Source organism: Candidatus Thiothrix sulfatifontis, from assembly GCA_022828425.1.
In the GTDB taxonomy this organism is placed as follows: Bacteria; Pseudomonadota; Gammaproteobacteria; order Thiotrichales; family Thiotrichaceae; genus Thiothrix; species Thiothrix sulfatifontis.
In genome coordinates, this window is record CP094685.1 from 3,496,341 (window position 1) to 3,522,493 (window position 26,153).

Here is a 26,153-nt window from a genome sequence, read left to right on the forward strand (position 1 = left end):
TTGTTAGGGCTGGCACGCCTATTGCACCGTAATAATGCACAGCAACCGTGGAAACCGTTATGCACAAGCCAAGCACCTCATTCGCCGAACACTACGCCGACATTTCGCACATTGCCGGATTCGAGCATGTGACCCCCGGCTTATCGCTGCAAGCCATCCTCGAAACCGTGGAGCAAGCCCCCGTTGCGATTTCCATCACCGACACCCGCGCCAATATCCTCTACGTGAACAGCGCGTTTGAGGAATTAACTGGCTATTCCCGCGACGAGATTTGCGGGCAAAACGAATCGGTGCTGTCCTGCAAAACCACTCCGCTGGAAATTTACCGCACCCTGTGGCGCACCATCCAAAGCGGCAAAGAATGGCGCGGCACACTGATTAACCGCAACAAAGCAGGCGACCGCTACCTCGCTGAAGTCACCGTTGCCCCCGTGCTGGATGCCCAGCGCAATATCACCAACTTCCTCGGAATGCACCGCGACATATCGGTGATCCACAACCTCGAACAGCAACTCAAACACCAAAAAATCCTTTCCGACACCATTTTCGACCTCGCCCCCGCTATCGTGGTATTGCTCGACAGCAACCGCAATATCTTGATGGATAACAAAGCCTACAAAAGCCTCAAGGTCGAATTCGGCAGCATCGAACCCATCCACCTATTCCTCGACGCGCTCAAAGATCGCCTGCCCTCGCTTGACGGTGAAACCTTCGACAACTTCCACGACGTGCAAGTCCGTTTCGACGCACCCAATGGCAACGAATGCTGGTTCACCCTCTCCGGCATTCATGTTGAAGAACTCGACGATGCCGCCAAAAACTATTTCGCGCTAACCAACGGCGGCGGGCATTACTTGCTGTTGGTTGCCACCGACATCACCACCCGCAAAGCCGAACTGGAACGCGCCCGCATCCAACACCTCAAAGTGCAAATGGCGGAGCAAGAACTCACCAGTAGCGTCCGCGAAACCTTGGCAGGCGCAATTTTCCAACTGGAAACCCCGCTCAATGTCATCCAAGCCGCGCTGGTCATGCCGCCTTCTTCCATCGAAGCCTTGTACCCGGTGTTGCAACAAGTGCTGGAATCGTCTTACCGCGCCATTAATGCCATGCGCATGGCAATCCCCAGAGCCGAACACGGCACGTATTCCTTGGTCAACATCAATCAGGTGCTCAAAGACTTGCTGATTATTGCCACCGACCGGATGCTCTCGGAAGGTGTAGTCGTCGATTGGCGACCCGAACCTGTGCTACCCACCATCATGGGCAACGAAGCCTCCTTGCGGCGCATGTTCAACTACCTGCTCGACAATGCCCTGCTCGCGCTGCACGAAGCCGGACGCGTGTACCGCGAATTGCGCATTCACACCCGGTTGCACGGCGACAGCCTGAGCGTGGAAATCACCGACAACGGCATTGGCATTCACCCCGCGCTACGCTTAAAAGTGTTTGAACCTTTCCACAGCGGCTGGAAACGCGGCAACGGCAATGTCGGCATGGGCTTGTGCATGGCGCAAGAAATCGTCAACAACCACAACGGCAGCATCAGCATCGACCCCGATTACCCCAACGGTTGCCGTATCCGTGTCAATTTACCCCTCAAAGCCAACAACGAGGGGATGGAATGAGTCACGACAACCTACAATTGCAACAAACCCTCAACCTGCTGGAAGACGAATTATCCTGCATTTACGCCGTCAGCAAGGTGTTAAGCCGTTCCCTCAACCTCAATGAAACCTTGCGCGAAGTGCTGCGCGTGCTGCATGAAGAAGGGCAGCTCGAACACGGCATGGTCAGCCTGCTGGATGGCGACAGCGGTGATTTGCTGCTGCTGGAATTGCACCGTGCCGACAAACTTACCGTAGAAAATGTGCGCTACCGGGCGGGCGAAGGCATTATGGGGCTGGCGATTGAAATGGATAAGCCGCTCATTATCCGCAAGTTAGCCGACGAACCGCGTTTTCTCGACAAACTCGGCGTATACAACCCGGTGTTGCCGCTGATTGCCGTGCCGATCCGCGCGCGTGGCGATGAAATCGTCGGCGTATTAGCCGCACAACCGCCCGCCGAACTGCATTTGCTGGGCGAACGCCGCCGTTTCCTCGAAATGATCGGCAACCTGATCGGGCAAAACGTCGTCCTTGCCAACGAAGTTGCCAGCGACAAGCAGGAACTGCAAAAAGAACGCGATTCACTGCGCCGCAAGGTCAAGGGCGAATCCGGTTTCGCCAACCTGATCGGACGCACTCGCGTCATGCAAGTCGTGTTCGATCAAGCGCGGCAAGTGGCGAAATGGAACACCACCGTACTCATTCGCGGCGAATCCGGCACGGGTAAAGAGCTGATCGCCAACGCCATCCACTACCATTCACCGCGTGCCAACAACGCTTTCATCAAACTCAACTGCGCCGCATTGCCGGACAATTTGTTGGAATCCGAACTGTTTGGGCATGAAAAAGGCGCATTTACCGGCGCGGTCAGCCAACGCAAAGGGCGTTTTGAGCAAGCCGACGGCGGCACGCTGTTTCTGGATGAAATCGGCGAAATCACCCCCGCCTTCCAAGCCAAATTGCTGCGAGTATTGCAGGAAGGCGAATTCGAGCGTGTTGGCGGCAGCAAAACCCTGCACGTTGATGTGCGCGTCATTGCCGCCACCAACCGCAATCTGGAACAGGAAGTGCGGGCGGGCGAATTCCGCGAAGACCTGTATTACCGCCTCAACGTGATGCCGATCATTATGCCGCCATTGCGCGAACGGCTGGAAGACATCCCCGACCTTGCCCGCTTTCTGGTCAATAAAATCAGCAACAAGCAAGCGCGACCGCTGGATATTGGCGACGGCGCGATTCGTGCGCTGATGCACCACCGCTGGCCGGGCAATGTGCGTGAATTGGAAAACTACCGTAATAATGCACAGCAACCGTGGAAACCGTTATGCACAAGCCAAGCACCTCATTCGCCGAACACTACGCCGACATTTCGCACATTGCCGGATTCGAGCATGTGACCCCCGGCTTATCGCTGCAAGCCATCCTCGAAACCGTGGAGCAAGCCCCCGTTGCGATTTCCATCACCGACACCCGCGCCAATATCCTCTACGTGAACAGCGCGTTTGAGGAATTAACTGGCTATTCCCGTGACGAGATTTGTGGGCAAAACGAATCGGTGCTGTCCTGCAAAACCACTCCGCTGGAAATTTACCGCACCCTGTGGCGCACCATCCAAAGCGGCAAAGAATGGCGCGGCACACTGATTAACCGCAACAAAGCAGGCGACCGCTACCTCGCTGAAGTCACCGTTGCCCCCGTGCTGGATGCCCAGCGCAATATCACCAACTTCCTCGGAATGCACCGCGACATATCGGTGATCCACAACCTCGAACAGCAACTCAAACACCAAAAAATCCTTTCCGACACCATTTTCGACCTCGCCCCCGCTATCGTGGTATTGCTCGACAGCAACCGCAATATCCTGATGGACAACAAAGCCTACAAAAGCCTCAAGGTCGAATTCGGCAGCATCGAACCCATCCACCTATTCCTCGACGCGCTCAAAGATCGCCTGCCCTCGCTCGACGGTGAAACCTTCGACAACTTCCACGACGTGCAAGTCCGTTTCGACGCACCCAATGGCAACGAATGCTGGTTCACCCTCTCCGGCATTCATGTTGAAGAACTCGACGATGCCGCCAAAAACTATTTCGCGCTAACCAACGGCGGCGGGCATTACTTGCTCTTGGTTGCCACCGACATCACCACCCGCAAAGCCGAGCTGGAACGCGCCCGTATCCAACACCTCAAAGTGCAAATGGCGGAACAAGAACTCACCAGCAGCGTCCGCGAAACCTTGGCAGGCGCAATTTTCCAACTGGAAACCCCGCTCAATGTCATCCAAGCCGCGCTGGTGATGCCACCTTCTTCCACCGAAGCCTTGTACCCGGTGCTGCAACAAGTACTGGAATCGTCCTACCGCGCCATCAACGCCATGCGCATGGCAATCCCCAGAGCCGAACACGGCACGTATTCCTTGGTCAACATCAATCAGGTGCTCAAAGACTTGCTGATTATTGCGACTGACCGGATGCTCTCAGAAGGCGTGGTCGTCGATTGGCGACCCGAACCTGTGTTGCCCGCCATCATGGGCAACGAAGCCTCGCTGCGGCGCATGTTCAATTACCTGCTCGACAATGCCCTGCTCGCGCTGCACGAAGCCGGGCGCGTGTACCGCGAATTGCGCATTCACACCCGGTTGCACGGCGACAGCCTGAGCGTGGAAATCACCGACAACGGCATTGGCATTCACCCCGCGCTACGCTTAAAAGTGTTTGAACCCTTCCACAGCGGCTGGAAACGCGGCAACGGCAATGTCGGCATGGGCTTGTGCATGGCGCAAGAAATCGTCAACAACCACAACGGCAGCATCAACATCGACCCCGATTACCCCAACGGTTGCCGTATCCACGTTAATTTGCCCCTCAAAGCCAACCACGGGGCAATGGAATGAGTCACGACAATGCGCAATTGCAACAAACCCTGAACTTGCTGGAAGACGAATTATCTTGCATTTACGCCGTCAGCAAGGTGTTAAGCCGTTCCCTCAACCTCAATGAAACCTTGCGCGAAGTGTTGCGCGTGCTGCACGAAGAAGGGCAGCTCGAACACGGCATGGTCAGCCTGCTGGACGGCGACAGCGGCGATTTGCTGCTGCTCGAATTGCACCGTGCCGACAAACTTACCGTAGAAAATGTACGCTACCGGGCGGGCGAAGGCATTATGGGGCTGGCAATTGAAATGGATAAGCCGCTCATTATCCGCAAGTTAGCCGATGAACCGCGTTTCCTCGACAAACTCGGCGTATACAACCCGGTGTTGCCGCTGATTGCCGTGCCGATCCGTGCGCGTGGCGATGAAATCGTCGGCGTATTAGCCGCGCAACCGCCCGCCGAACTGCATTTGCTGGGCGAACGCCGCCGTTTCCTTGAAATGATTGGCAACCTGATCGGGCAAAATGTAGTCCTTGCCAACGAAGTCGCCAGCGACAAACAGGAACTGCAAAAAGAACGCGATTCGCTGCGCCGCAAGGTCAAGGGCGAATCCGGTTTCGCCAACCTGATCGGACGCACTCGCGTGATGCAGGTGGTGTTCGACCAAGCACGGCAAGTCGCCAAATGGAACACCACGGTACTCATTCGCGGCGAATCCGGCACGGGTAAAGAGCTGATCGCCAACGCCATCCACTACCATTCACCGCGTGCCAACAACGCTTTCATCAAACTCAACTGCGCCGCATTGCCGGACAATTTGTTGGAATCCGAACTGTTCGGGCATGAAAAAGGTGCATTTACTGGCGCAATCAGCCAACGCAAAGGGCGTTTCGAGCAAGCCGATGGCGGCACGCTGTTTCTGGATGAAATCGGCGAAATCACCCCGGCGTTCCAAGCCAAATTGCTGCGGGTGTTACAGGAAGGCGAATTCGAGCGCGTCGGCGGCAGCAAAACCCTGCACGTCGATGTGCGCGTCATCGCCGCCACCAACCGCAATCTGGAACAGGAAGTGCGGGCGGGCGAATTCCGTGAAGACCTGTATTACCGCCTCAACGTGATGCCGATCATTATGCCTCCATTGCGCGAACGGCTGGAAGACATCCCCGACCTTGCCCGCTTTCTGGTCAATAAAATCAGCAACAAGCAAGCGCGACCGCTGGATATTGGCGATGGCGCGATTCGTGCGCTGATGCACCACGGCTGGCCGGGCAATGTGCGTGAATTGGAAAACTGCATGGAACGTGCCGCGATTCTCAGCACCGACGGGCATATTGATCAGCAGGTGATCCGCCTGACGGGGCTGGATAGCCATTTCCCGGTAGAAACCAGCAGCACTACTGTCAAACAACCACCCAAGATTGATCTGGATTCGCCGGATCTGGACGAACGTGAGCGCGTGATTGCGGCACTGGAAGAAGCCGGTTGGGTGCAAGCCAAGGCAGCACGATTGCTGAATATGACCCCGCGCCAAATTGCCTACCGTATTCAAATACTCAATATTCAAGTACGGCAGATTTAACCAGCGCGTGAGTGATGTCATACATGTCATACATCGCTCACGCCGCCAGTGACGTAAATCGCTCACGCCGCCTGTCGATAATCGCATTGACAACTATCACGAGGAATCACCATGTCAGAAATGACGCTTCAAACCCTGCTCGCCGGGATCGCCAACAACACGATTGTCCCCTACCTCGGCGCAGGTGCGCTGCAAGGTTCGGTCGATAAACTGAGCGGCGTTGCCATCCCTGCCGACAGCGACAGCCTGATCCTCGCCATGAACGGCGGCAAGCCGATGTCGCAACGCCTGATGTGGGAATTCCCGCGTGCGGCGATGGATGTGGAGCTGAAACGCGGGCGCAAAGCCGTGCACAACTTCCTCGAAGACACCTACGGCAAGCGCAAGTGGACACGCGCCCCGTTGCACGATTGGCTCGCCAGCATCCAGCCGCATTACGTGATCGACAGCAACCGCGACACCCAGTTGCAGGATACTATGCCGACCAGCCGCACACCCTGATTCGGGAACGGCGCGGATTTCTGGCACGAATTACCGTTTCGTGCTGAACGAATACGTGGGCAGCGGCGGCTACCGCGAGATTACGCAGGAAGAGGTCAATCCCGCACTGCCAATCCTCTTCAAACCAATGGGTAGCCCGCGCCCGGATGCGAATTACATTGCCTCCGACGCGGATTATGTGGATTACATCACCGAGCTGATGGGTGGGTTTGCGATCCCCGATTTCCTCAAGGAATACCGCAAGGGCAAGCAATATTTGTTCATCGGGATGCGCTTGCAACGCGACACCGACCGTATGGTGATGTCGGACATTACCTATGCCTCGGCTGAACCGAAAGGCTGGGCATTGATTCCGCAACCGACCGACAAGGAAGTACGGTTTTGTGCGCGGATGGGGATTGAGATTATCGCGGCGGATGTGGCTGATTTGCTGGCAGCGGCGGGTGTCACTGGCTATCATGCCCAGCATGAAAACGCTATGTAACGAACTACTCCGCCCCATTGATGCCGTCCTCGACGACCTCAAACAAGCCCTGCGTGAACGCCACGAAGTCGTGCTGGAAGCCCCACCGGGCGCGGGCAAAACCACCCGCGTCCCACTCGCCTTGCTGGATGAGCCGTGGCTTGCCGGTAAAAAAATCCTCATGCTCGAACCGCGCCGCATTGCCGCCAAAAATGCCGCGCACCGCATGGCAAGCCTGCTGAACGAAGGTGCAGGCCAAACTGTCGGCTACCGGATGCGCCTCGACCATAAAATCAGCCGCCAGACCCGCATCGAAGTCATTACCGAAGGCATCCTTACCCGCCAGTTGCAGCAAGACCCATCGCTGGAAGGCGTTGGTTTGGTCATTTTCGACGAATTTCACGAGCGCAATCTCGATTCCGACCTCGCCCTCAGCTTGTGTCTGAAAGGGCGCGAGCTGTTCCGCGACGACAGCAATCCGCTGAAACTGCTGGTGATGTCCGCCACCTTGGATAGCGTTGCGATTGCCAGCTTGCTGGATGACGCACCCGTAGTACGCAGTGCAGGCCGCACTTATTCGGTAAACATACGCTATGGGCAAGCAGCCAAACCCAATGAGCGTATCGTTGAGCGCATGGTTGCCACCTTGCGGCAAGCCTTAACCGACAACCCTGACAGCAGCATCCTCGCCTTCCTGCCCGGTCAAGGCGAAATTCACCGCACCACCGAAGCTCTCGGCGCATGGCTGGTGGAACGCAAAATTCGCGGCGTGCATTTACGCCCCATGTACGGCAACCTCACGCTGGACGAACAGCAACAAGCCATTGCGCCGCTCACAGGTTCAAGTGCTGGTGAACGCAAAGTGGTGCTGGCAACCAACATTGCTGAAACCAGCCTGACCATCGAAGGCGTGGATGTGGTGGTGGATTCCGGGCTGGTGCGCGAAGCCCGTTTCGACCCCGGCACGGGCATGACCGGCTTGCACACCACCCGCATTTCCCGCGCTTCCAGCACCCAACGCGCCGGGCGTGCAGGCCGCCTTGCCCCAGGTGTGTGCTACCGGCTTTGGACGGAAAGTCAGCAAGAACAACTTGCCGCGCACAATACCCCCGAAATCTTACGCGCTGATCTCGCCCCACTCGCCCTGCAATTGCTGCAATGGGGGGTGGATGATCCGACGGAACTGCGCTGGCTGGATGTGCCGCCTTCCGGTCTTTGGCAACAAGCACTGGATTTGCTGGAAACGCTCGGCGCGATTGCACGCAAGGGTAAAGCCACGGTGCTGACGGCACACGGGCAAGTGATGTGCAATTTACCCGTGCATCCGCGTCTCGCCCACCTGCTGATTTGCGGCGCACAAGCCGGACACCTGAACGCCGCCGCCACCCTTGCCAGCCTGCTTTCCGAGCGTAACCCGTTCAGCCAGGATAATCCCGATATTAGCCAACCGCTGGACATATTGGCAGGCACAAGCCGTTGCCCGTATCCACAACAGGGCTGGTTACAGCGTACCCGCCAACTGGCAAACCAGTTTGTGGAACAAATCCGCAGCCAGACATTGCCGGAAAGTGGCGTGAGCTTTTTGCTGCCCGCCACACAAATTCACGGCTATTTACTGGCCTGTGCCTACCCCGATCGAATTGCCCGACGGCGGCATTCCGGCGGCTATCAACTTGCCAACGGACGCAGTGCCGACCTGCCCGACAAACACGCGCTTGGCAATCAATCGTGGCTGGCGATTGCGGAAGTCAGCAGCATGGTGGGCAAAAGCAGCGACATCATCCGCTCCGCCGCCGCGCTGGATGACAAGCTGTTTGCCAGCGCATTGGCTGATCAGGTGCGCGAGCAAACCGTGGTGGAATGGGATAACAAAGCGGGGCGTTTCATCGCCGAAGCTCAGCAAAAAATCGGCGCATTGGTGTTACAGCGCAAAGCCCTGCAAGCCGTGCCGGGTGAAGCCAAAAGTGCCGCCCTGATCGGTTTCATCCGCAAGCAAGGGCTGGATGTGTTGCCTTGGCAGGCGGAACAGGAACAATGGTGCGCACGGGTGAACCTGTTACGCAGCGTAGAACCGGAACAGCAGTGGCCTGATATCAGCCGTGCCAATTTGCTGGTGACGCTGGAAGATTGGCTTGCCCCGTATCTGGAGGTGGTCAATGTGTTGGCGGATTTCAAAAAGCTCGATTTGACCAGCATCCTCAGCAGCTTGTTACCGTGGGACATGCAACAACGCCTTGAACAACTTGCTCCCAAACGCTTGGAAGTGCCATCCGGTCATGACATCGCCATCGACTACAGCCAAGCGCCGCCGGTACTTGCGGTGAAGTTGCAGGAAATGTTTGGTTGCCAACAAACCCCGACCATTGCCAATGGCAGGGTCGCGCTGCTGGTGCATCTGCTGTCTCCGGCGGGCAGGCCGTTGCAGATTACGCAGGATTTGGCGGGGTTTTGGCGTACTTCTTACCATGAGGTGAAAAAGGATATGAAAGGGCGGTATCCCAAACATCCGTGGCCGGATGACCCGTTGCAGGCAGTGGCGACGCGCAAGGTCAAGCGGCTGCTGAAGGATTCATGCTAGAATCAGGCAATCACGTTGGTTGGATAGCAGTGGCATTATGATTCATTTTCCCTATGGAAACAGCAATTTCTACGCAATACGTACAGAAGGCAAACTGTACCTTGATCGTACCCAGCATATCTCCCTGCTGGAACAGGCGGGCGAGCAGCTTGTGTTCCTGCGCCCGCGCCGTTTCGGTAAATCCTTATTGCTGTCTACGCTGGCGAACTATTACGACATCAACCGGGCGGGTGAATTTGAAACCTTGTTCGGCGATTTGGCGGTTGGGCAAAATCCGACGGGGGAACAGAACCAATACACCGTATTGCGTTGGGATTTTTCCAAAGTGTCGGCGCAAGGTGATACCGCCGCGATTACCCGCCATTTATTCGACCATATCAACCAAGCCATCAAGTATTTTGTGAATCAGTACCAGCCTTATTTGCAGGTTAGTATTGACATTATTACTGACAACGCCATTGCCTCGTTTGAATCCCTAGTAAATGCGGTAGGCAGCAGCGGGCAGCAACTGTACCTATTGATCGATGAATACGACAATTTCGCCAACGAAGTGCTGATGCAAACCCGCCCCAATCAGCAGCGTTACGAAGATTTGGTGCAAAGCGAAGGGATTTTAAAAACCTTATTCAAAGCCATTAAAGCCAATGCTTCCGAAGGCAAGATCGGGCGGGTATTCATCACCGGCGTATCGCCCTTGGTGATGAGTGACATGACCAGTGGCTATAACGTCGCTACCCACATCTACCTTGAGCCTAAATTCAATGCGCTGTGTGGTGTAACACCCCCCGAACTGACGCAGTTGGTAACGACCATCAGTGTGGAATGCCAGCACCCCAGTGATAGTGTGCAAACCACGTTGGAAACCATGCGGGTTTTTTACAATGGCTACCGTTTTTGCGGCGATATGCAGCAAGCCTGTGTTTACAACCCGACGTTGACGTTTTATTTCTTGCGCCACTATCAAGAATATTGCAGTGCCCCGCCGCAGATATTGGATGGCAACTTGGCAATGGACGCGAACAAAATCCGTTACATTGCTAATCTGCCTGCTGGCAAGGCGGTGATTGCCAATATTCTGGATGAGCAACAGGCGGTCACGCTGGCGCGTCTGGAAAACCAGTTTGGCATTGAAAAGCTGCACGATATTCAAACTGACCCGGATTATATGGTGTCTTTGCTGTATTTCTTCGGGGTATTGACCTTGACGGGGCGCGGCATGATTGGGGAATTGGTATTGGGCATCCCCAATCTGGTAATCAGGGGTTTGTATGTCGATGAAATCAAACGTAATGCTTTACCGGATGCGGGTGATCGGCACAGTTTGCACCGCTTGACCGATAAGTTTTACCAAACTGCCGAGTTGCAGCCTTTGGCAGAACTCATGGAAAGCAAATACTTCGCGGTGTTCAATAACCGTGATTACCGCTGGAGCAATGAGCTGACCGTCAAAACCGCGTTCCTGACCCTGCTGTTCAATGACACCTATTACATTATGGATTCGGAAGCAGCATTGCAGCGGCGTTATTCCGATTTGACCCTGATTGTGCGCCCGAATATGCGCCAATACGCGCTGTTGGATATGGTGCTGGAATTCAAATACTTGCCGCTGGCAGCGTTGGGTTTGACTGGGGAACAGGTTCGTGCCCAGCAGCGCGAGGAATCGGCGGCATTGCCTGCGGTGCAAACGGCCATGCAGGAAGCGCGGCAGCAGTTGCAGCATTACCGCGAGGTGTTGGAAGCAAAGTACCGTGAACCGCAGCGGTTGCGGTGTCTGGCGGTGGTGGCGCTGGGGTTTGAACGGTTGGTGTGGGAGGTTTGCTAAGCGTTATGCGTTGGTAGTCAACTCCTCCGCCCAACACCCCAACGAAAGCCCCAACGTCCCACTCTCATCCTCAAACTGCACCAGATAAAACTCCACATCCGGGTATTCCTCATAATGCCCGGTATTGATCAGCACGCCGCGAGTACCCGCTTTGACGATCAACGCACCTTCGGCGTAGCCCGGAATTTCGCCGTCACTGAACAAGTCGGCAGCAGCAAACACCATGTCACCGGGTTGAATTTGAGCAATATCCATGTCATCTCCGAATATGGGAAGAGAAAGAGGGCGTATGCAATACGCCCCTACGGGGGAGTCTTGTAGGGGCGTATTGCATACGCCCTCTTCGGTGTGTCAGGCATACGCCGGAGCAAATGCCTTTTCCGGTTCTTCCACTGGCACATTATTGGCAGCATCCCAATACGGGGACAGCTTGCGTAGTTGCTGAATAATCGGCGGAACAGCAGCGATGACTTTCTCGATTTCGGGCATATTGTTGTAGCGCGACAGCGAGAAGCGGATCGTGCCGTGCGCAGCAGTGTAAGGAATGCCCATTGCCCGCATCACGTGCGACGGTTCGAGTGAGCCGGAGGTACACGCCGAACCGCTGGAAGCCGCGATGCCTTGCTTGTTGAGCATCAGTAAAATCGCTTCGCCTTCGATGTATTCAAACGCGATATTGAGCGTATTCGGCAAACAATTGTCCGGGTCGCCGGTCACGAAACAGTTGGGGATGGCAGCCAGCAAGCCTTCTTTCAGGCGATCACGCATGGCACGCACACAAATGTTTTCATGCTCCATGTGTTCCATCGCCATTTCCGCCGCCTTACCCAGCGCGACGATGGAAGCGGCATTTTCCGTACCCGCACGCCGTCCACGTTCCTGATGCCCACCGCGCAGCAGCGGACGGAAACGTGTGCCCCGGCGCAAATACAGCACACCAATGCCTTTCGGCGCGTGCAATTTGTGACCAGACACCGACAGCATGTCGATCTTGGTGTCTTTCAAACTCATCGGAATTTTGCCGACCGCCTGCACCGCATCAGTGTGGAACATGATGCCCGCAGCATTCGCCATTGCTGCCATTTCCACCACCGGGAAATACGTGCCGCTTTCGTTGTTCGCCCACATCGCCGACACAATCGCTACGTTGTCGGTCAGCAGCTTGGCGTATTCATCCAGATCCAGCCGACCTTTGCCGTCTACCTTGAGGTAATGCACGGTGTAGCCGTCTTTTTCCAGATTTTCGCACAAGGTCAGGATGGCAGGATGCTCCACCACCGTGGTGATTATTTCCTTACGTTCCGGCTGTGCTTTGAGGGCAGAGAGGATCGCGGTGGAATCGGATTCCGTGCCGCACGAGGTGAAAACGATCTCGGAGTCGTGTTCCGCACCCAGCAGCTTTTGCACTTGCTTGCGGGCAGCTTTAATCGCCAGCCCAACCTTGTTGCCGAACTGGTGGATGGAAGACGGGTTGCCGAACTGCTCGGTGAAATACGGCAGCATGGCTTGCACGACTTCCGGCGACACCATCGTGGTGGCGTTATTGTCGAGATAAATACCTTCGCTCATCACACAACTCCTTAAAACTTGCCCATTTCAGTCGCAGGCAATACGCGGATGAATTCACCCAAATCTTCCATGACACGCTGTTGCACGCCACCCAAAGTAGCCGCTGCCATCTGGCAACCAGAACACGCGCCACTCAGGTTGACGAAGGCGATTTTCTTGTCGAAATCGACTTCCACCAGTTCGATGTCGCCTCGGTCAGCTTGCAGTTGCGGGCGGATCGCTTCCAGGGTGTGTTCGATGCGGCGCATCCGTTGCAGGTTGGTCAACGGGGCTTTGGCGGGCTTAACAGGTTCGGGCGGTGGTGGCGCAACGACTTCTTCCTCATCGCGTTCCAGCATGACCTTGTTGAGGATTTCTTCGATGCCCTCAAAACACGCGGAACAACCGCCACCGGCTTTGGTGTAGAAGGTGACTTCTTCCACCGTGCTGAGGTTGTTGGCGCGGATGGTTTCTTCAATCAGCACCGCATCCACCGCGAAGCATTTGCAGATTAACGCGCCTTCTTCGTGGTCGTCTTTCCACTCCACGCCCCGGTAATTGGCAACGGCGGCTTGCAGGGCTTCGCGCCCCATCACTGAGCAGTGCATCTTTTCCGGTGGCAAGCCGTCGAGGTAATCGGCGATGTCTTGGTTGGAAATTTTCAACGCATCATCCACCGTCATGCCCTTGACCATTTCGGTCAGGGCAGAGCTGGAGGCGACCGCCGAACCGCAGCCAAACGTCTGAAAACCCGCATCTTCGATAATGTCGGTTTCAGGGTTGACCTTGAGGGTCAGGCGGAGCGCGTCGCCGCAACTGAGTGAACCCACATCGCCAGTGGCATTGGCTTGTGCGACTGCACCAGCGTTACGCGGGTTGAAAAAATGGTCTTGTACCTTTTCTGAATAATCCCACATGGCTTGGGTCTCCTGTTCGGTGTCCGTTCTCTATCAGGCTGCAAAGGATTTGCCGCAACCGCAGCTATTGGTGGCATTGGGGTTTTCAAACTTGAAGCCGCTGCCGTCGATACCGTCGATGAAATCCACGGTTAAACCTTCCAGTTTCGGCGCACTTTCGGGATCAACGAAGACGGTCAGCGCGGGGAATGGGACTTCCAAATCGCCGTCGGCTTTAGCTTCGACCAAACTCATGGAATATTGCAGGCCGGAACAGCCGCCGCCGGAAACGCCAATGCGCAAGCCAGCGATGGATTTGTCTGCGCCTTCAATGAAGCGTCCGAGGGCTTTCTGGGCGTTGTCGGTCAGTATGATCATGCGTTATCTCCCGTAGTAAAGTGCTTTACGGGAATATTGCAAAGCCTGTGCCAAGTGGTTTTATTGTTGATTGTTAAGGATTTTTTGTATTGTTCGAGCGGTTTTGTAGGATTTGGCACAGGTCAGTTGCGCTAGGCTTGTCGTTAAGCAGACATACTGTTGTTGTAGACGGTGTGCGGCGGAAACATGGTGGCGATGTAATTGCTGACGGAATCTTCGCGCTGTTTCCACACGCTGCTGGGTTTGGTGTTGGCGAAATCGGCAAGGGTGAGTTCGCCGAGAAAGTCGCGGATACGGCGGCTGAGTTCCACCCAACCTTGCGCCGCTTCCAGCCCGCGTGTATCCACGGTTGCGAGCGTGCTTTCCAGCGTGTCCTCATCCGTCAGCGCGTGGGTGGCGTGGAGGATGTCGGCAATGCTGATTTGCGTGGCAGGGCGTGCCAGCCGGTAGCCGCCGCCTACGCCGCGCAAACCTTCCACCAGCCCGTGTTTGCGCAGACCGCTGAAGATGTGTTCCAGATACGAGGTGGAAATGCCCAGCGACTCCGACAGTTCGGTGAGGCTGATGGGGGCGGCGTAGCGGTCAGTGGCAGCCAGTGACAGCATCGCGGTGATGGAATGTTCGTCTTTGCGGGAAAGTCTCATGGGGTGTGTCCTTGTTGTGCCAGTTGGTAAAGGGCGCGGGCTTGTTGGGTGCATTGGGTGCGGATATTGGGGTCGAGCCGTTCCAGCCAGCGGGTGGGGATGTTGTCTATGCCGTACAGTGCGCCAGCCACCATGCCGAGGATTGCGCCCGTGGTGTCGGCATCGCCGCCTCGGTTGACGACATCGACCAGTGCGGCTTCAAAGTTATCGGTGCTGAATAAGGCTTGGAACACGGCTTGCAGGGTATCAACGATGTAGCCGCTGGGGTTGTCGCGGCGGCGTTGGCGGTATTCAAATACGGGGTATTCCATGACCAGCTTGCGTGCCAGCAATTCGAGTTCTGCCAGCGGTTCGCCGAGGATAGCGGCTTGTAGCATGTGGATAATGCATTCTGTGCCTGCGTCGGATACAGGGTTATTGTGGGTGGTGTGGGCTTGCAGGCGGGACGCGGTTCGCACGTCTGTCCATGACGAATGCAGGGTGACGAGGGCAACGGGCAGGCAGCGCATACACGCGCCATTGCCTGCATCGTGTTCGCTTTCGGGCATGGTGGTTTGTCCGGTGCGGCGGTATTGCACGATGCCACGACGCACGGTGTTGCCGATGTCTTTGGGTTTGCTGCGCATCCAGTTGCTGAAGGCTTCGGCGACACTCACGGGTTCGACTTTACCTGCGCTGAGGATGGCGTTGCCGAGAGCAAGGCTCATTTCGGTGTCATCGGTGATCTCGCCCGCTTTGAGTTTCAGCCAGCCGCCGCCGATCATTTGCTTGTGCGTACCGTATTCGTGGCGGATTTCTGCGGGGGTCATGAATTCCACGGTTGCACCCAAGGCATCACCGATCGCAAGACCAAGGTAGGCAGCAACCGACCGTTGCAGGCTGTGCAACTCGGTTTCGAGGTCGGTGACTAGGCTTCCGGTGCGAAACATGCGGCGTAATCCACGCAAACTTCACAGGAGGGGGCGCGGCACACGTAAATGCCTGCGCTGCTGCACAATTGCTTGTAGAGGAATTTTTTCCACTTCATGTCTTTGGTGTTCTGTTCTGCTAGGGAGCGGAAATTATCGTGCATGAACGCGGATAAGTCTTTGCGCGACCACAATCCGAGGTCTTGCCAGAGGTGATCGTTACCCGTACATCCCGCGATGAGGATTTCGGTCATCCAGCCTGCCATCGGTGAGGGTTGGCTGAGGTTTTGTTGGAGAAGCGTGCGTAGGTCATCAAGTTCTGGCAGACGTGCAAAATCCAGCGATACGACGTGAGCAGGTAGCGGTAATTGTGGCAAGGTCGGGAAATGGTATGCCATCATGCTGCGGAAAATGTCCAGCGGTAAGCCGAGGTAGAGCGGCATTGCACCTTGTCCGCACAGGGCGGAGGCGTACATGGTTGCCAGCAGGTGTTCGTTGGGGCTGCCACGGCGGTGCTGCATCAGGTAGGCGTAGTGCGTTTGCAAGAGGTTGGGCGGTTTGGGCATGGTGGTCATAATGAATGGTTTCCTACAATTGGCACGTTTATGGGGATTGATTCAATAAACGTGCCATGTGGTAGGTATCAATACTCGACCAAAACATCCTCATCACGCGGGATGAACTGGCACGCCAGCCGCCACTTGCTCGGCAGGTCGTTGACGATCATGTCTTCCATCTCGCTTTTGGTGATTTTGCCCAATTCCAGCAAGACGGTTTTTTCCTTCTCTTCCAAGTGATAGCCCATTGGCGCTTTGTCGCCCAGTTGCGTGACTTTAACCACGCAAGTGCCGCATTCGCCATCGCCACAGGAAAACTGGATCGGAATCTTGTTGGTTTTGGCAATTTTCAATACGGTTTCGGTAAAACTGCCTGCCACCGCGTACACGGTTTTGTCCTTGTATTCGGGGCTGGAAAAAGTAATTAATGCCATGGTGTTCTCCTTGAATCAGGCCGGTTTGACTTTGCAATCGCCGAGGATTTGCGCTTGGCACGCCAAGCGGTAGTGACGACCTGCCATGTTTTCGCGCAGGATTTTTTCTTCCAGCACGGAAGGTTCGGTCAGGTTGTTCCAGCCTTCGGTGACTTCCATCATGCACGTGCCACAATCCCCTTCGCGGCAGCCGTAAATAACGCCCGCACCGACCTTTTCGGAGATTTCGATAATGCGGGTTCCGGCGGGGACATTGACCGTTTGGTTGATGTCTTCAAAGGTAATTTTTGCCTTTGCCATGTCTATTTCCTTAATCATTAAATAAAAAGTTATCCGGTGGCGGGTGTTCAGGTGAGCTCATTGAAGTCAATGACTCTACGCTGCACTTCTCTGCCCACCAGAATGTTGGCTATTTCTCTACCAAACCCTGTGCATTCATCCAATTCTTCTTGTGTTGGAATCAGTTTGACGCGGATGCCTTCTCGCGGAACCCGCATTTTCAAGCCGCGCATCCGGTCTTCGACCATGCGCACCGCTTCGCCGCTCCAGCCATACGAGCCGAACGCTGCGCCAATCTTGCCCTTGAGATTCACCACCGCCAGTGACGAGAGCAAATCCCACACCGGCTTGACCGCATCGCCGTTGATGGTGGGTGAGCCGAATAGCAGCGCATCGGCATCTTCAATCAGGTCAACGAAAGGCGCGACTTCGCCGCCTTCGAGGTCGTACAGCGACACGCGCACGCCTTCGACGGTATCCGCACCGCTGTAAATCGCTTCCGCCATACGTGCCGTGTTACCGTAGGAACTCATGTAGAAAATGATCAACGATTTGTTGGTGTCGCCGATTTCGCGGCTAAGGGTGGAGGTGGACAGTTCGCGGTAATGCGCCACGTAACGGCGCGGGCGTTCGCGCAGAATGGGGCCATGCGTCGGCGCGACGATCTTCAGTTTCAGCGGTTCAATCAAGGCGAGCGCTTCCATCACCCATTGCTTGAAGGGGCGCATGATGTGCGCGTAGTAGTAATCAAACGAAAAGCGGAAATCGCCCACCCGGTCATTGAACAGGCGCGAATCGCAGTAATGGCAGCCAAATACATCGCCAGAAAACAGCACTTGTTGCTCTTCCAGATAGGTGCATTGCGTGTCAGGCCAATGCAGGAAAGGCGTGTGCAGGAACCGCAAATGCCGGTCGCCGAGGCTTACGCGGTCATTGGTGGTAACGGTGGTGTATTCAAACGGCTCTTCGCGGTTGGGGCGCAACAAGGCTTTGAGCATGGTGGTGGCGCGGGTGGAAATGTACAGCCGGGCTTGCGGGGCGCGGCGCATCAGTTCCGGTAGTGCGCCGCTATGATCAGGCTCCAGATGGTTGAGCACGATCACTTTGATTTCGTCGTAACGCGCTACCGATTCCAGACGGTGGAAGAATTCGTCTTCAAAGCCTTCCTTTACGGTGTCGATGATGGCAACGCCTTCGCTGCCGCGTACCAGATACGAGTTGTAGGTTGTGCCATTGGCAGTACGCAGGATGATGTCGAAGGTGCGTAACGTGGGGTCGAGTGCGCCGATCCAGTGGACACCGGGGGCGAACTCGACCGCTTCTTTCCAGGTGGAAACGTTGAGGGTGTCAGCCATGCCTGTGACCTTCCAGCGTCATGCTCAGCAGCGCGGAATGGCGCTTGAGCAAGTAGCTGGGCAGACCGGGGTAGGCGCGTTTCAGTGCCGGGTCGATCTGCTGGGTACGGTGATGTAGCTTGTGCAGAAGTTTTAGTAAACGTGATTGCATGGCTGTGTCCTCGTGTTGAACACCCGAAGAGGGCGTATGCAATACGCCCCTACAGGTGCGGTCTTCGTAGGGGCGTATTGCATACGCCCTCTTCATTTCCTACCTCGCCTGAATCTCCGCCCTAACCCGCTCCCAGCGTTCCGGCGGAATCCCGGTCAGTGAACCCGGTGGATTCAGGGCTGCACCCTGACTGTCCACGATCACTTGTTCGACCGGGCAGATGCTGGCGCATTGCTTGTCGGCGTAGTCGCCGTCGCATTCGGTGCATTTCTTGGCGTCGATCAGGAAATGCGGGAGCGCGGCGTAAATGGCTTTGCTGGGGCAGAGCGGTTCGCACGCCCAGCAGTTCACGCAGCCGTCAACGATTTGTAATGCCATGATGCAGCTCCTTACGCGGTGGCGCGTTGTTGGGTTTCCGGTTTCTTGTCGAGCAAGCCTTTTTCGCCCATTTCCTTGTAGACGGCGGCAACCGCGTCTTCGATGGCTTCCAGCGCGTGTTCGCCGTTGGGGATGATTCCGGCTTCTTCCAGCATTCCCCACGGCTCGTAGCCGATTTTGGAACACAGCACCACCTCGCAACCTTTCAGCGCGTTGATGGTTTTTTGCAGCACACTTTCGCCGTCGCCGCAGGTGTCATCGCCGCTGCAATACAGGTCGGTTTTGCGGTGGCTGATGAAGCGCACGTCGTGGGCGTTGGCTTCGTAAATCAGGAATTCACGCGCATGACCGAAGTGCTGGTTGATGATACCGCCGCCGGAAGTGGCAATCGCCATCAGGACTGGGCGGGATTCCTTTTTCGGAATGCTCAAGCTGGACAGCGAGATGAAGGTTTCATTTTTCTTCTGCTGTTTGGCGGCGAGGGTGGCTTCGATGGCGGCGTGGACTTCGGCGCGTTTGACCATCGCGGCGGCGTAGTCGACATCCACGGCTTCGATTTTGTCGAGGGTGAATTCGTCACCACGGTCTTCGCCCAGCATCCCGACCGCATCGGCACGGCATTGGCGGCAGTGGCGCATCATGTTCATGTCGCCGGAACAGGCATCTTGCAGTTCCTGCAATTCGTCGTGGGTCGGGCCGCGTTGCCCCATCACGCCGTAGAACGTGCCGTGTTCGGCTTCGGCAATCAGCGGCATGACGTTGTGCAGGAATGCGCCTTTGGCTTTGACCGCCTTGCTGACTTCTTCCAGATGTTTGTCGTTGACACCGGGGATCATCACCGAGTTGACCTTGACCAAAATGCCGCGATCAACCAGCATTTGCAGCCCTTTTTGCTGCTGCTTGATGAGGATTTCTGCACCTTTACGCCCGTAGACGCGGCGGTTTTTCCAGAAAATCCACGGGTAAATTTGTGCGCCGATGTCGGGGTCAACGCAGTTGATGGTCATGGTTACGTGGTCGATATTGTGTTTGCACAGTTCGTCAACCAGTTCCGGCAATGCCAGACCGTTGGTGGATACGCACAGCTTGATGTCCGGCGCTTTTTCGGTCAGTTGGCGGAAGGTGTCGAAGGTGCGTTCCGGGTTGGCGAGCGGGTCGCCGGGGCCTGCGATGCCCAGCACGGTCATTTGCGGGATGTTCGCCGCCACGGTCATGACCTTTTTCACCGCCTGATCGGGGGTGAGCAGTTCGGACACTACGCCGGGGCGCGATTCGTTGGAACAGTCGTATTTGCGGTTGCAATAGTGGCACTGGATGTTGCAGGCCGGGGCGACCGCAACGTGCATCCGGGCGTAATGGTGGTGTGCCTCTTCGGAGTAGCACGGGTGGTTATGCACCTTGGCGCGGATGTGTTCCGGCAGGTGGTTCAATTGGTCGTCGTTGCTCCCGCAACCGCTGGAGGCGCAACCTCCGGCATCGGGGGCTGTGGTTTGGCTTTGCCCTAAAACAGTCAGTTCCATGCGTATTCTCCGTGACGAAATGGGTTTCGTGAGGGTGTTTGCATGGGTAGTTCAATTTGCGTGCCAAGTGACGGTTGCTGGTAATTTTTCTTTTATTTACAGTTATTTAGGGGTTTGTTGTTGGGTGTGCGACAAAGGGGTTTGCGGGGGAATGTCGGGAATGTGATGTAGGGAAGATGACAGTAACTTATATGATACTTATAATCCGTGGAATTATTGTCATCATGACTATTTAATAGCTGCATGTCAAAGCATCAACATATCTTCCTTAAACAGTTTGGTGATCGACTTCGAGATATTCGGCGTCAGAAAAATCTATCCCAAGAAGAACTCGCAGGACTTGCCGATATAGATCGTACTTACATCGGCGGTGTTGAACGTGGTGAGAGAAACCTCAGCTTATTAAATATCAAAAAAATAGCCGATGCATTGGAAATTAATATAAGGGCTTTTTTTGATGACAACATCTAACTCTGATTATCTTTTTCGTCTCCTTCAACGTTTGAGTAGCTTCCGTCTGGCTTGCAATCTTAGTTCTGCACAGGTTGAAGAGCGATTAATTCTTGGCTCAGGTTGGGTGTCTGCTGTTGAAGCAGGCAACATTCATCCGAGTCTTGATGTGATTGCTTCGATGCTTTCAGTCTATGGCAAGACATTGACCGATCTAGCTGAAGAGATGGACGGGAGTGTTCCGCATATTCATCGTTCAATTGCTGCAAAAACGGTAAGCAATGCTTTAGATATTCAATTTACCTACGCCAAGTATGATGCCACCTACCAACTTGCCAATGCTACCCTTGAACAATTTACGGATTTCTTGCTGACACTCCGTAACGGACTTGCCCAACTTAGCAGTCAAAATGTTAGCGTTGCTCAAGGAAAGTCAATAAAAACAGAGAGTGTGGCGGGTACTTTCCTCAAAGCTGTACAGCTTTGGTCTACTGCAAACCCGTCTGATTTATGGTGGTTTCTGACCTACCGTGCTTATTGTGATCCCTACAACCATCCCTCTGAACATTCTCGTTTGGATTTTGCCCAAAGTTGGAAGCGTACTGGTGGTTGGGCGTTGGAACGTATCCTTGAGCGGCATTATGGCTCTACATTGGCAGCATATGGGATCAATTTGGTTATCGCAGACACAGAACGTAAAGTTCATCTTTTAGCTAATATTGATATTGGGCATCGGCTTGAAGCTGACAAAATGGATGTTTTGTTGACTGTCGGCAGTGGGAACACCGAAAAGCTGCTTGGTGTTGTCCATGTCAAGGCAAGCTTTGCAGAACGTAGGACAGACGATGTACCAATGAGTAAAGCATTGGTTGATGCTGGCTACATCTCACCTTTGTGGACGATGGACTGTAAAAGCACGCCTTCTTCTCGACCAGTTAATCGTGGAGAATTGGGTAATACTTTTAGTGGTCAGGGTATTGACGGTAGAAGTGCTAAACGCAAAGACATTGAGGATGACGGATTCTTTTCTGCATGTTTCTCGTACAACAAGAACACAGAGCCAACGCCGACCTCTTACCCAGCTAAGGCAAAAATTTTTGTCTGTGACTTCTCCAATCCGAATGATGCCTTTACAAACTTTATTGTCTCAGAATGTCAGCGCGTTAGAACAAGGCTTGGGATTTAAGTCTGCTGACATTCGCTAACCGGGCATTGGATGCTTCGACTTGCTCGGGTTCAATCTCAAAACCTATGTACGAACATCCCAAACGCAGTGCAGCCATTCCCGTCGTGCCAGAACCAGAAAAAGGATCAAGAACTATCACATCCTTTCCAGCTATTCCGTAAGCATCAATGCAACGGAATGGTAACTCTTCTGGAAAACGCGAAAAATGCTTGAGCCCATCGATTTTTTCATTGGCAATGTCCCAAACACTTTTAACAGGAGGAATTACTTGAAAATTGTGGCGTTCGTTTTTTGCCAGTAAGTAAATAGGCTCATGGTAGCGATGGGGGCGACGGCATCGGCCTTCTGGCATGGGGTTTTTCTTGCGCCAGATAACTTCTCCACGGAAAAGATAACCGTTGTCACAGAGGCTTACAATAAGACGGTAAGGAAGAGCTAGTAGGTTGCCATATTGAAGCCATGCGGTTTCTTCCTCAACAAAGGCTTTACGTTTTGCTCTTGGTTTGGTGTAGGCAGAATTATTGGCGGACAAACCGTTTTTTCTGCGCCTAACGTACTGAAATGTCTATCATCTTCCTTCCAGTTCACGGGGGTGTTGTAAGCGTCTCCAATATTGATCCACAGCAATCCTCCCTCTTTTAGCTTAGGGAGAAGATCCGTGAAAACCTGTGTAAGAAATGCAAGGTAATCTCTTGGATCATTTTCTACGCCAGTCCCATTTGAGTGCCGTTGTCCCCAGTAAGGGGGCTGTCACAACAATATCTAATGATTTATCGGGTAGTTGGGAAATCAGCTCAAGGCAGTCGCCTTGGTACACTTGGTTAGTTCAAAGGAACCGATCATTTGTAGTCCATTTTATTAGATACTGATAGTCATCATATTTTGTTTGCAGCCAAGATGCAATCGCCTAATTCGGTCATATCCATAACCGTTCAAATTTTGACTGGAATAGTAATGTGTATAAAGGAAAAAACCACCATCCGGCTTGATCCTGACGTGAATAACCATCGGCAAACTGGGTACAGGCAATAACGTTTATTATACAATCAGCAACAACCGAACATCGCCGACTGAATAATCAAGGAATCCTTCATGCATGTTGCGCTCTTCACCGCTGCCGTGGTTGCCATTCTCTCTTTCCTCATCATTAGGATGCAGCGTCGCCCGAAACCAACCGCCATGCCCGACAACCGTAGCACGTTTGAGGCGTTCGTCACGGTCGAGGAATTCGATGACATGGTGTTGGAAACTTCACACAAAACCCCCGTCATGGTCGATTTCTATGCCGAATGGTGCGGCCCCTGCCGGAATCTAACCCCGTTGCTGGCTGAATTTGCAGAGGATTATCAAGGCGCTTTCCTGCTGGCCAAAGTGGATGTGGATAAAAATGCGCAATTGAGCCAACGTTTCGGCATCCGCGCCATGCCGACCGTGCTGCTGTTTCGGGAGGGGGAATGCGTGGAACGTTTCACAGGGGCAAAATTACCGCACAGCATCCGGTATATTCTGACGAAACACGGGATTCACCAACCGGGCACGGCGCAATAACATCACGCCGCGCCGTGCACTCAGGAATAACTCGGTTTACACGCGCCGGGAATGCGCCCAAAGCCAACCAGTCGCTTCGCCCAATACCCCTTCAACTCATCGGTCGCAATTGCTCTGCCGGTGCGCGGCGCGTGGACAAATTTGCCATTGCCCAAATAAATCCCCACGTGACTCACGCGCCTGCCACTGGTGTTGAAAAACACCAAATCACCCTTTTGACTGTGCGCTTGAGCTACCTTAACCGCCGCCGCGTATTGTTCCGCAGCGGTGCGCGGAATCGCCACGCGCGCGCCATTTTTAAAAGCATATTGTGTCAAACCGCTGCAATCAAACCCCGTCACCGGGCTAGTTCCGCCCCAACGGTACATTTTGCCTTGCTGCTTTTGCGCATTCCACACCACCTTATCCAGCAAACTCACTGCCGGTTGCGCCTTGACCACCGGAATCTGTGTCACTCGCGCCATTTTAGGCACTTCAGGCGCTTCAGGCACTGCGCTACAACCGATTAAAGAACAAATCATCAGAACCGCGAATCCCTGCATTATCATACCAGACATCTGGCTACCCTCCATTCAACACCGAAAACACACTCACTGCATAAAGCCTAGATCAGAACCTGAATCTTTGCTGAACAAATACAGTCAAATCAGTAACAAACTTTTAACTTGACCCGCCTGAGTTTGCCGATGGATGCTTAAATTGAAACGGCTGAAGTCGATGACAGCATCGAACTCCTGTTCCAAATAAATCACACCTTCTGGCTTTAGCAGGGATTTATGCCGCAACATATCCAGCACGGGTTCCAACAAGTTTTTGCGAAACGGCGGGTCAAGGAAAATCACCTCAAACCCTTCCGTTTCCCGTTGCAGAAACCGCAAGGCATCATCGTGCACCAACTGCGCGTGTTGCGCCCCCAACAACGCAATATTGTCACGCAAGGCTTTGGCAGCAGCCGGGTGTTTTTCCACCATTACCACCTCGCTCGCCCCGCGTGACAACGCTTCCAAACCCAATGCGCCACTGCCTGCAAACAAATCGAGGCAACGCGCCCCCGGTATTTGCAGTTGCAGCCAATTGAACAACGTTTCACGCACCCGATCCGGGGTTGGGCGTAAACCGGGAACATCGGCAAAGCGCAACTGGCGACTGCGCCATTCGCCCCCAATTATGCGCAACAGATTATTTTTCATCACCGCCCACAATCACTGTCACCATTTTATCGGGCTGGACACGACGCGAAAACGCCTCGGTGATTTGTTCGCGCGTCAATGCATTCACCTTAGTGGTAAACGTATCCAAATAATCCAACGGCAATTGGTAAAAGCCGATCATGCCAATGTATTCCACAATCTGGCTATTATTGGCGGTACGCAACGGGAAACCGCCACTCACGTCTTTTTTGGACGCTTCCAACTCTTCAGCCGTCGGGCCGTCTTGCTGGAATTTGCCCAACACATCGCGCACCACTTTCAATGCCTCGTCGGTTTGCTCCAATTTGGTTTGCAAGCCCACTTGGAACACCCCAAGTTGTGCTGAAGGCGCAAAATAGCTGTAAACGCTGTAACTCAAGCCCCGATCATTGCGGATTTCCTTCATCAAACGCGAGGTGAAACCACTGCCCCCCAACACCTGATTGCCCATGTACAGGGTGAAAAAGTCCTCATCACCACGCTTATTACCCACCTGCCCCACCAAAATGTGCGCCTGTGCGGAAGGGTAAGGAATCTTCACCGTTTTCGCCGCAGTCAGCGGTTTAACCTCAGGCAACGCGGCAGCGGCTTCACCCACCGGCAACGCCCCCGACACCTTTTCCGCTAACGCTTCGGCTTGCGCACGGTCTACCGCGCCGACAATCGCCAGCAGACCGTTTTTCGCCACGTAATGCTGTTGGTAAAACGCCTTCAAATCGTCGACTTTTAAGGCTTGCACGCTGGCTTCCGTACCGTTTTCAGGCTGCCCATACGGGTGATCGCCGTAGAGCGCTTGGTAAAACGCTTTGCCACCAAGACTAGCAGGATCTTGTTTTTCGCCTTGCAAATCCACCAACGCCAACTTTTGCACCCGCTCGAAATCCTTCTGTGGAAAATCGGGTTTCGACACTACTTTCAACCACAGCTCCAGCGCCGCTTGCTGCTCTTTTTCCAAGGTAATGGTGCGCAAACCTGCCCAGCCCATGTCGTTGGAGGTACTGGAGGAAAACACCGCACCAATGGCTTCAAACTGCTCGGCGAGTTGATCTTCACTCAAACCCGCCGCGCCCTTATCCAACATGGCATTGGTCAACATTGCCAAACCGGGTTTTGCAGCATCACGGGCGCTACCGGCGGCAAAAATCAGGCGCATGTCCAACATCGGCAATTCCGGCGCGGGGACGTAATACACCCGCAAGCCATTCGCGGTTGTCCAGTGCTCAATTTTCGGGGCGGCGGATACCTGCGTGGTAAACAGGGCAAATAACAGCACCAACGGCGCTACAATAATGGTTTTTAACATCA

General features: G+C 54.5%; 28 protein-coding genes. 11 read left to right on the plus strand and 17 right to left on the minus strand.

Translation table 11 applies throughout. From position 1 onward, the window contains the following. Positions 1 to 59 precede the first annotated feature (59 nt). The 8 genes from nifL (L3K52_17515) to L3K52_17550 all read left to right on the plus strand — a co-directional run bounded on the left by nifL (L3K52_17515) (position 60) and on the right by L3K52_17550 (position 11,426). Positions 60 to 1,628 carry a nitrogen fixation negative regulator NifL gene (nifL, locus tag L3K52_17515; GenBank protein ID UOG91963.1) on the plus strand — a complete coding sequence of 523 codons (1,569 nt, stop codon included), beginning with the start codon at positions 60 to 62 and terminating at the stop codon, positions 1,626 to 1,628. Continuing rightward, a complete protein-coding gene (nifA, locus tag L3K52_17520) occupies positions 1,625 to 3,007 on the plus strand; it encodes a nif-specific transcriptional activator NifA (protein ID UOG91964.1) in 1,383 nt (460 codons plus the stop codon). Before nifL (L3K52_17515) ends, nifA (L3K52_17520) begins: the two co-directional genes overlap by 4 nt. Next, positions 2,935 to 4,503: a nitrogen fixation negative regulator NifL gene (gene nifL, locus L3K52_17525; GenBank protein UOG91965.1), complete on the plus strand. Its 1,569-nt coding sequence runs from the start codon at positions 2,935 to 2,937 to the stop codon at positions 4,501 to 4,503. The genes nifA (L3K52_17520) and nifL (L3K52_17525) overlap by 73 nt, the downstream gene beginning before the upstream one ends. Further along, positions 4,500 to 6,062 (plus strand): nif-specific transcriptional activator NifA, encoded by a 1,563-nt coding sequence (gene nifA / locus L3K52_17530; protein ID UOG91966.1) that lies wholly within the window; start codon positions 4,500 to 4,502, stop codon positions 6,060 to 6,062. The genes nifL (L3K52_17525) and nifA (L3K52_17530) overlap by 4 nt, the downstream gene beginning before the upstream one ends. 111 nt (positions 6,063 to 6,173) lie before the next feature. Then, entirely contained in the window at positions 6,174 to 6,563 is a 390-nt protein-coding gene (locus L3K52_17535) for a hypothetical protein (protein UOG91967.1), read from the plus strand. A 40-nt stretch (positions 6,564 to 6,603) separates the two neighbouring features. Further along, positions 6,604 to 7,047 carry an SIR2 family protein gene (locus L3K52_17540; protein UOG91968.1) on the plus strand — a complete coding sequence of 148 codons (444 nt, stop codon included), beginning with the start codon at positions 6,604 to 6,606 and terminating at the stop codon, positions 7,045 to 7,047. Next, entirely contained in the window at positions 7,031 to 9,604 is a 2,574-nt protein-coding gene (hrpB, locus tag L3K52_17545; GenBank protein ID UOG91969.1) for an ATP-dependent helicase HrpB, read from the plus strand. The genes L3K52_17540 and hrpB overlap by 17 nt, the downstream gene beginning before the upstream one ends. 37 nt (positions 9,605 to 9,641) lie before the next feature. After that, complete coding sequence (locus tag L3K52_17550) at positions 9,642 to 11,426, plus strand: ATP-binding protein (GenBank protein UOG91970.1); 1,785 nt, start codon at positions 9,642 to 9,644, stop codon at positions 11,424 to 11,426. Between the two features lie 3 nt (positions 11,427 to 11,429). On the opposite strand, the gene L3K52_17555 is transcribed toward L3K52_17550, so the two are convergent. The 13 genes from L3K52_17555 to nifB form a co-directional block, all read right to left on the minus strand. Then, the gene (locus L3K52_17555; protein ID UOG91971.1) at positions 11,430 to 11,681 is read right to left on the minus strand and encodes a nitrogen fixation protein NifZ; all 252 of its coding nucleotides are present in this window, start codon (positions 11,679 to 11,681) and stop codon (positions 11,430 to 11,432) included. Between the two features lie 96 nt (positions 11,682 to 11,777). Then, positions 11,778 to 12,995: a cysteine desulfurase NifS gene (gene nifS / locus L3K52_17560; protein UOG91972.1), complete on the minus strand. Its 1,218-nt coding sequence runs from the start codon at positions 12,993 to 12,995 to the stop codon at positions 11,778 to 11,780. 11 nt (positions 12,996 to 13,006) lie between these two features. Next, complete coding sequence (nifU, locus tag L3K52_17565) at positions 13,007 to 13,891, minus strand: Fe-S cluster assembly protein NifU (protein UOG91973.1); 885 nt, start codon at positions 13,889 to 13,891, stop codon at positions 13,007 to 13,009. Between the two features lie 33 nt (positions 13,892 to 13,924). Beyond that, positions 13,925 to 14,248, minus strand: a complete 324-nt coding sequence (locus L3K52_17570; protein ID UOG91974.1) for an iron-sulfur cluster assembly accessory protein — start codon at positions 14,246 to 14,248, stop codon at positions 13,925 to 13,927. 143 nt (positions 14,249 to 14,391) lie between these two features. Beyond that, complete coding sequence (locus tag L3K52_17575; GenBank protein UOG91975.1) at positions 14,392 to 14,892, minus strand: Rrf2 family transcriptional regulator; 501 nt, start codon at positions 14,890 to 14,892, stop codon at positions 14,392 to 14,394. Further along, complete coding sequence (gene draG, locus L3K52_17580) at positions 14,889 to 15,821, minus strand: ADP-ribosyl-[dinitrogen reductase] hydrolase (GenBank protein ID UOG91976.1); 933 nt, start codon at positions 15,819 to 15,821, stop codon at positions 14,889 to 14,891. Before draG ends, L3K52_17575 begins: the two co-directional genes overlap by 4 nt. Next, a complete protein-coding gene (locus tag L3K52_17585) occupies positions 15,800 to 16,375 on the minus strand; it encodes a nitrogen fixation protein NifQ (GenBank protein ID UOG91977.1) in 576 nt (191 codons plus the stop codon). Before L3K52_17585 ends, draG begins: the two co-directional genes overlap by 22 nt. A 68-nt stretch (positions 16,376 to 16,443) precedes the next feature. Next, positions 16,444 to 16,791, minus strand: coding sequence for a (2Fe-2S)-binding protein (locus L3K52_17590; GenBank protein UOG91978.1), 348 nt, complete (start codon positions 16,789 to 16,791; stop codon positions 16,444 to 16,446). 15 nt (positions 16,792 to 16,806) lie between these two features. Further along, the gene (locus L3K52_17595) at positions 16,807 to 17,091 is read right to left on the minus strand and encodes a 2Fe-2S iron-sulfur cluster binding domain-containing protein (protein ID UOG91979.1); all 285 of its coding nucleotides are present in this window, start codon (positions 17,089 to 17,091) and stop codon (positions 16,807 to 16,809) included. 47 nt (positions 17,092 to 17,138) lie between these two features. Then, entirely contained in the window at positions 17,139 to 18,425 is a 1,287-nt protein-coding gene (locus L3K52_17600; protein UOG91980.1) for an FprA family A-type flavoprotein, read from the minus strand. Beyond that, the gene (locus tag L3K52_17605) at positions 18,418 to 18,576 is read right to left on the minus strand and encodes a hypothetical protein (protein UOG91981.1); all 159 of its coding nucleotides are present in this window, start codon (positions 18,574 to 18,576) and stop codon (positions 18,418 to 18,420) included. Before L3K52_17605 ends, L3K52_17600 begins: the two co-directional genes overlap by 8 nt. 99 nt (positions 18,577 to 18,675) lie before the next feature. Continuing rightward, positions 18,676 to 18,954 carry a ferredoxin gene (locus L3K52_17610; GenBank protein UOG91982.1) on the minus strand — a complete coding sequence of 93 codons (279 nt, stop codon included), beginning with the start codon at positions 18,952 to 18,954 and terminating at the stop codon, positions 18,676 to 18,678. Between the two features lie 11 nt (positions 18,955 to 18,965). Further along, positions 18,966 to 20,474 (minus strand): nitrogenase cofactor biosynthesis protein NifB, encoded by a 1,509-nt coding sequence (gene nifB / locus L3K52_17615; GenBank protein ID UOG91983.1) that lies wholly within the window; start codon positions 20,472 to 20,474, stop codon positions 18,966 to 18,968. Positions 20,475 to 20,717: 243 nt separating this feature from the next. On the opposite strand from nifB, the gene L3K52_17620 reads away from it, so the two are divergent. Both L3K52_17620 and L3K52_17625 read left to right on the plus strand, forming a co-directional pair. Further along, positions 20,718 to 20,945, plus strand: coding sequence for a helix-turn-helix domain-containing protein (locus tag L3K52_17620; protein ID UOG91984.1), 228 nt, complete (start codon positions 20,718 to 20,720; stop codon positions 20,943 to 20,945). Then, complete coding sequence (locus tag L3K52_17625) at positions 20,932 to 22,110, plus strand: BsaWI family type II restriction enzyme (GenBank protein UOG91985.1); 1,179 nt, start codon at positions 20,932 to 20,934, stop codon at positions 22,108 to 22,110. The genes L3K52_17620 and L3K52_17625 overlap by 14 nt, the downstream gene beginning before the upstream one ends. Here the strand turns inward: L3K52_17625 and L3K52_17630 are convergent. After that, the gene (locus tag L3K52_17630) at positions 22,088 to 22,642 is read right to left on the minus strand and encodes a site-specific DNA-methyltransferase (protein ID UOG91986.1); all 555 of its coding nucleotides are present in this window, start codon (positions 22,640 to 22,642) and stop codon (positions 22,088 to 22,090) included. The two genes, L3K52_17625 and L3K52_17630, sit on opposite strands and share 23 nt — an antisense overlap. A gap of 560 nt (positions 22,643 to 23,202) precedes the next feature. Here L3K52_17630 and trxA point away from each other — a divergent pair. Further along, positions 23,203 to 23,658, plus strand: a complete 456-nt coding sequence (trxA, locus tag L3K52_17635; GenBank protein UOG91987.1) for a thioredoxin — start codon at positions 23,203 to 23,205, stop codon at positions 23,656 to 23,658. A gap of 20 nt (positions 23,659 to 23,678) precedes the next feature. Here the strand turns inward: trxA and L3K52_17640 are convergent, their stop codons facing one another. The 3 genes from L3K52_17640 to L3K52_17650 form a co-directional block, all read right to left on the minus strand. Beyond that, positions 23,679 to 24,215: a C40 family peptidase gene (locus L3K52_17640; protein UOG91988.1), complete on the minus strand. Its 537-nt coding sequence runs from the start codon at positions 24,213 to 24,215 to the stop codon at positions 23,679 to 23,681. Positions 24,216 to 24,299: 84 nt separating this feature from the next. Next, positions 24,300 to 24,848 (minus strand): 16S rRNA (guanine(966)-N(2))-methyltransferase RsmD, encoded by a 549-nt coding sequence (rsmD, locus tag L3K52_17645; protein UOG91989.1) that lies wholly within the window; start codon positions 24,846 to 24,848, stop codon positions 24,300 to 24,302. After that, positions 24,838 to 26,151: an insulinase family protein gene (locus L3K52_17650; protein UOG91990.1), complete on the minus strand. Its 1,314-nt coding sequence runs from the start codon at positions 26,149 to 26,151 to the stop codon at positions 24,838 to 24,840. Before L3K52_17650 ends, rsmD begins: the two co-directional genes overlap by 11 nt. Positions 26,152 to 26,153 lie beyond the last annotated feature (2 nt).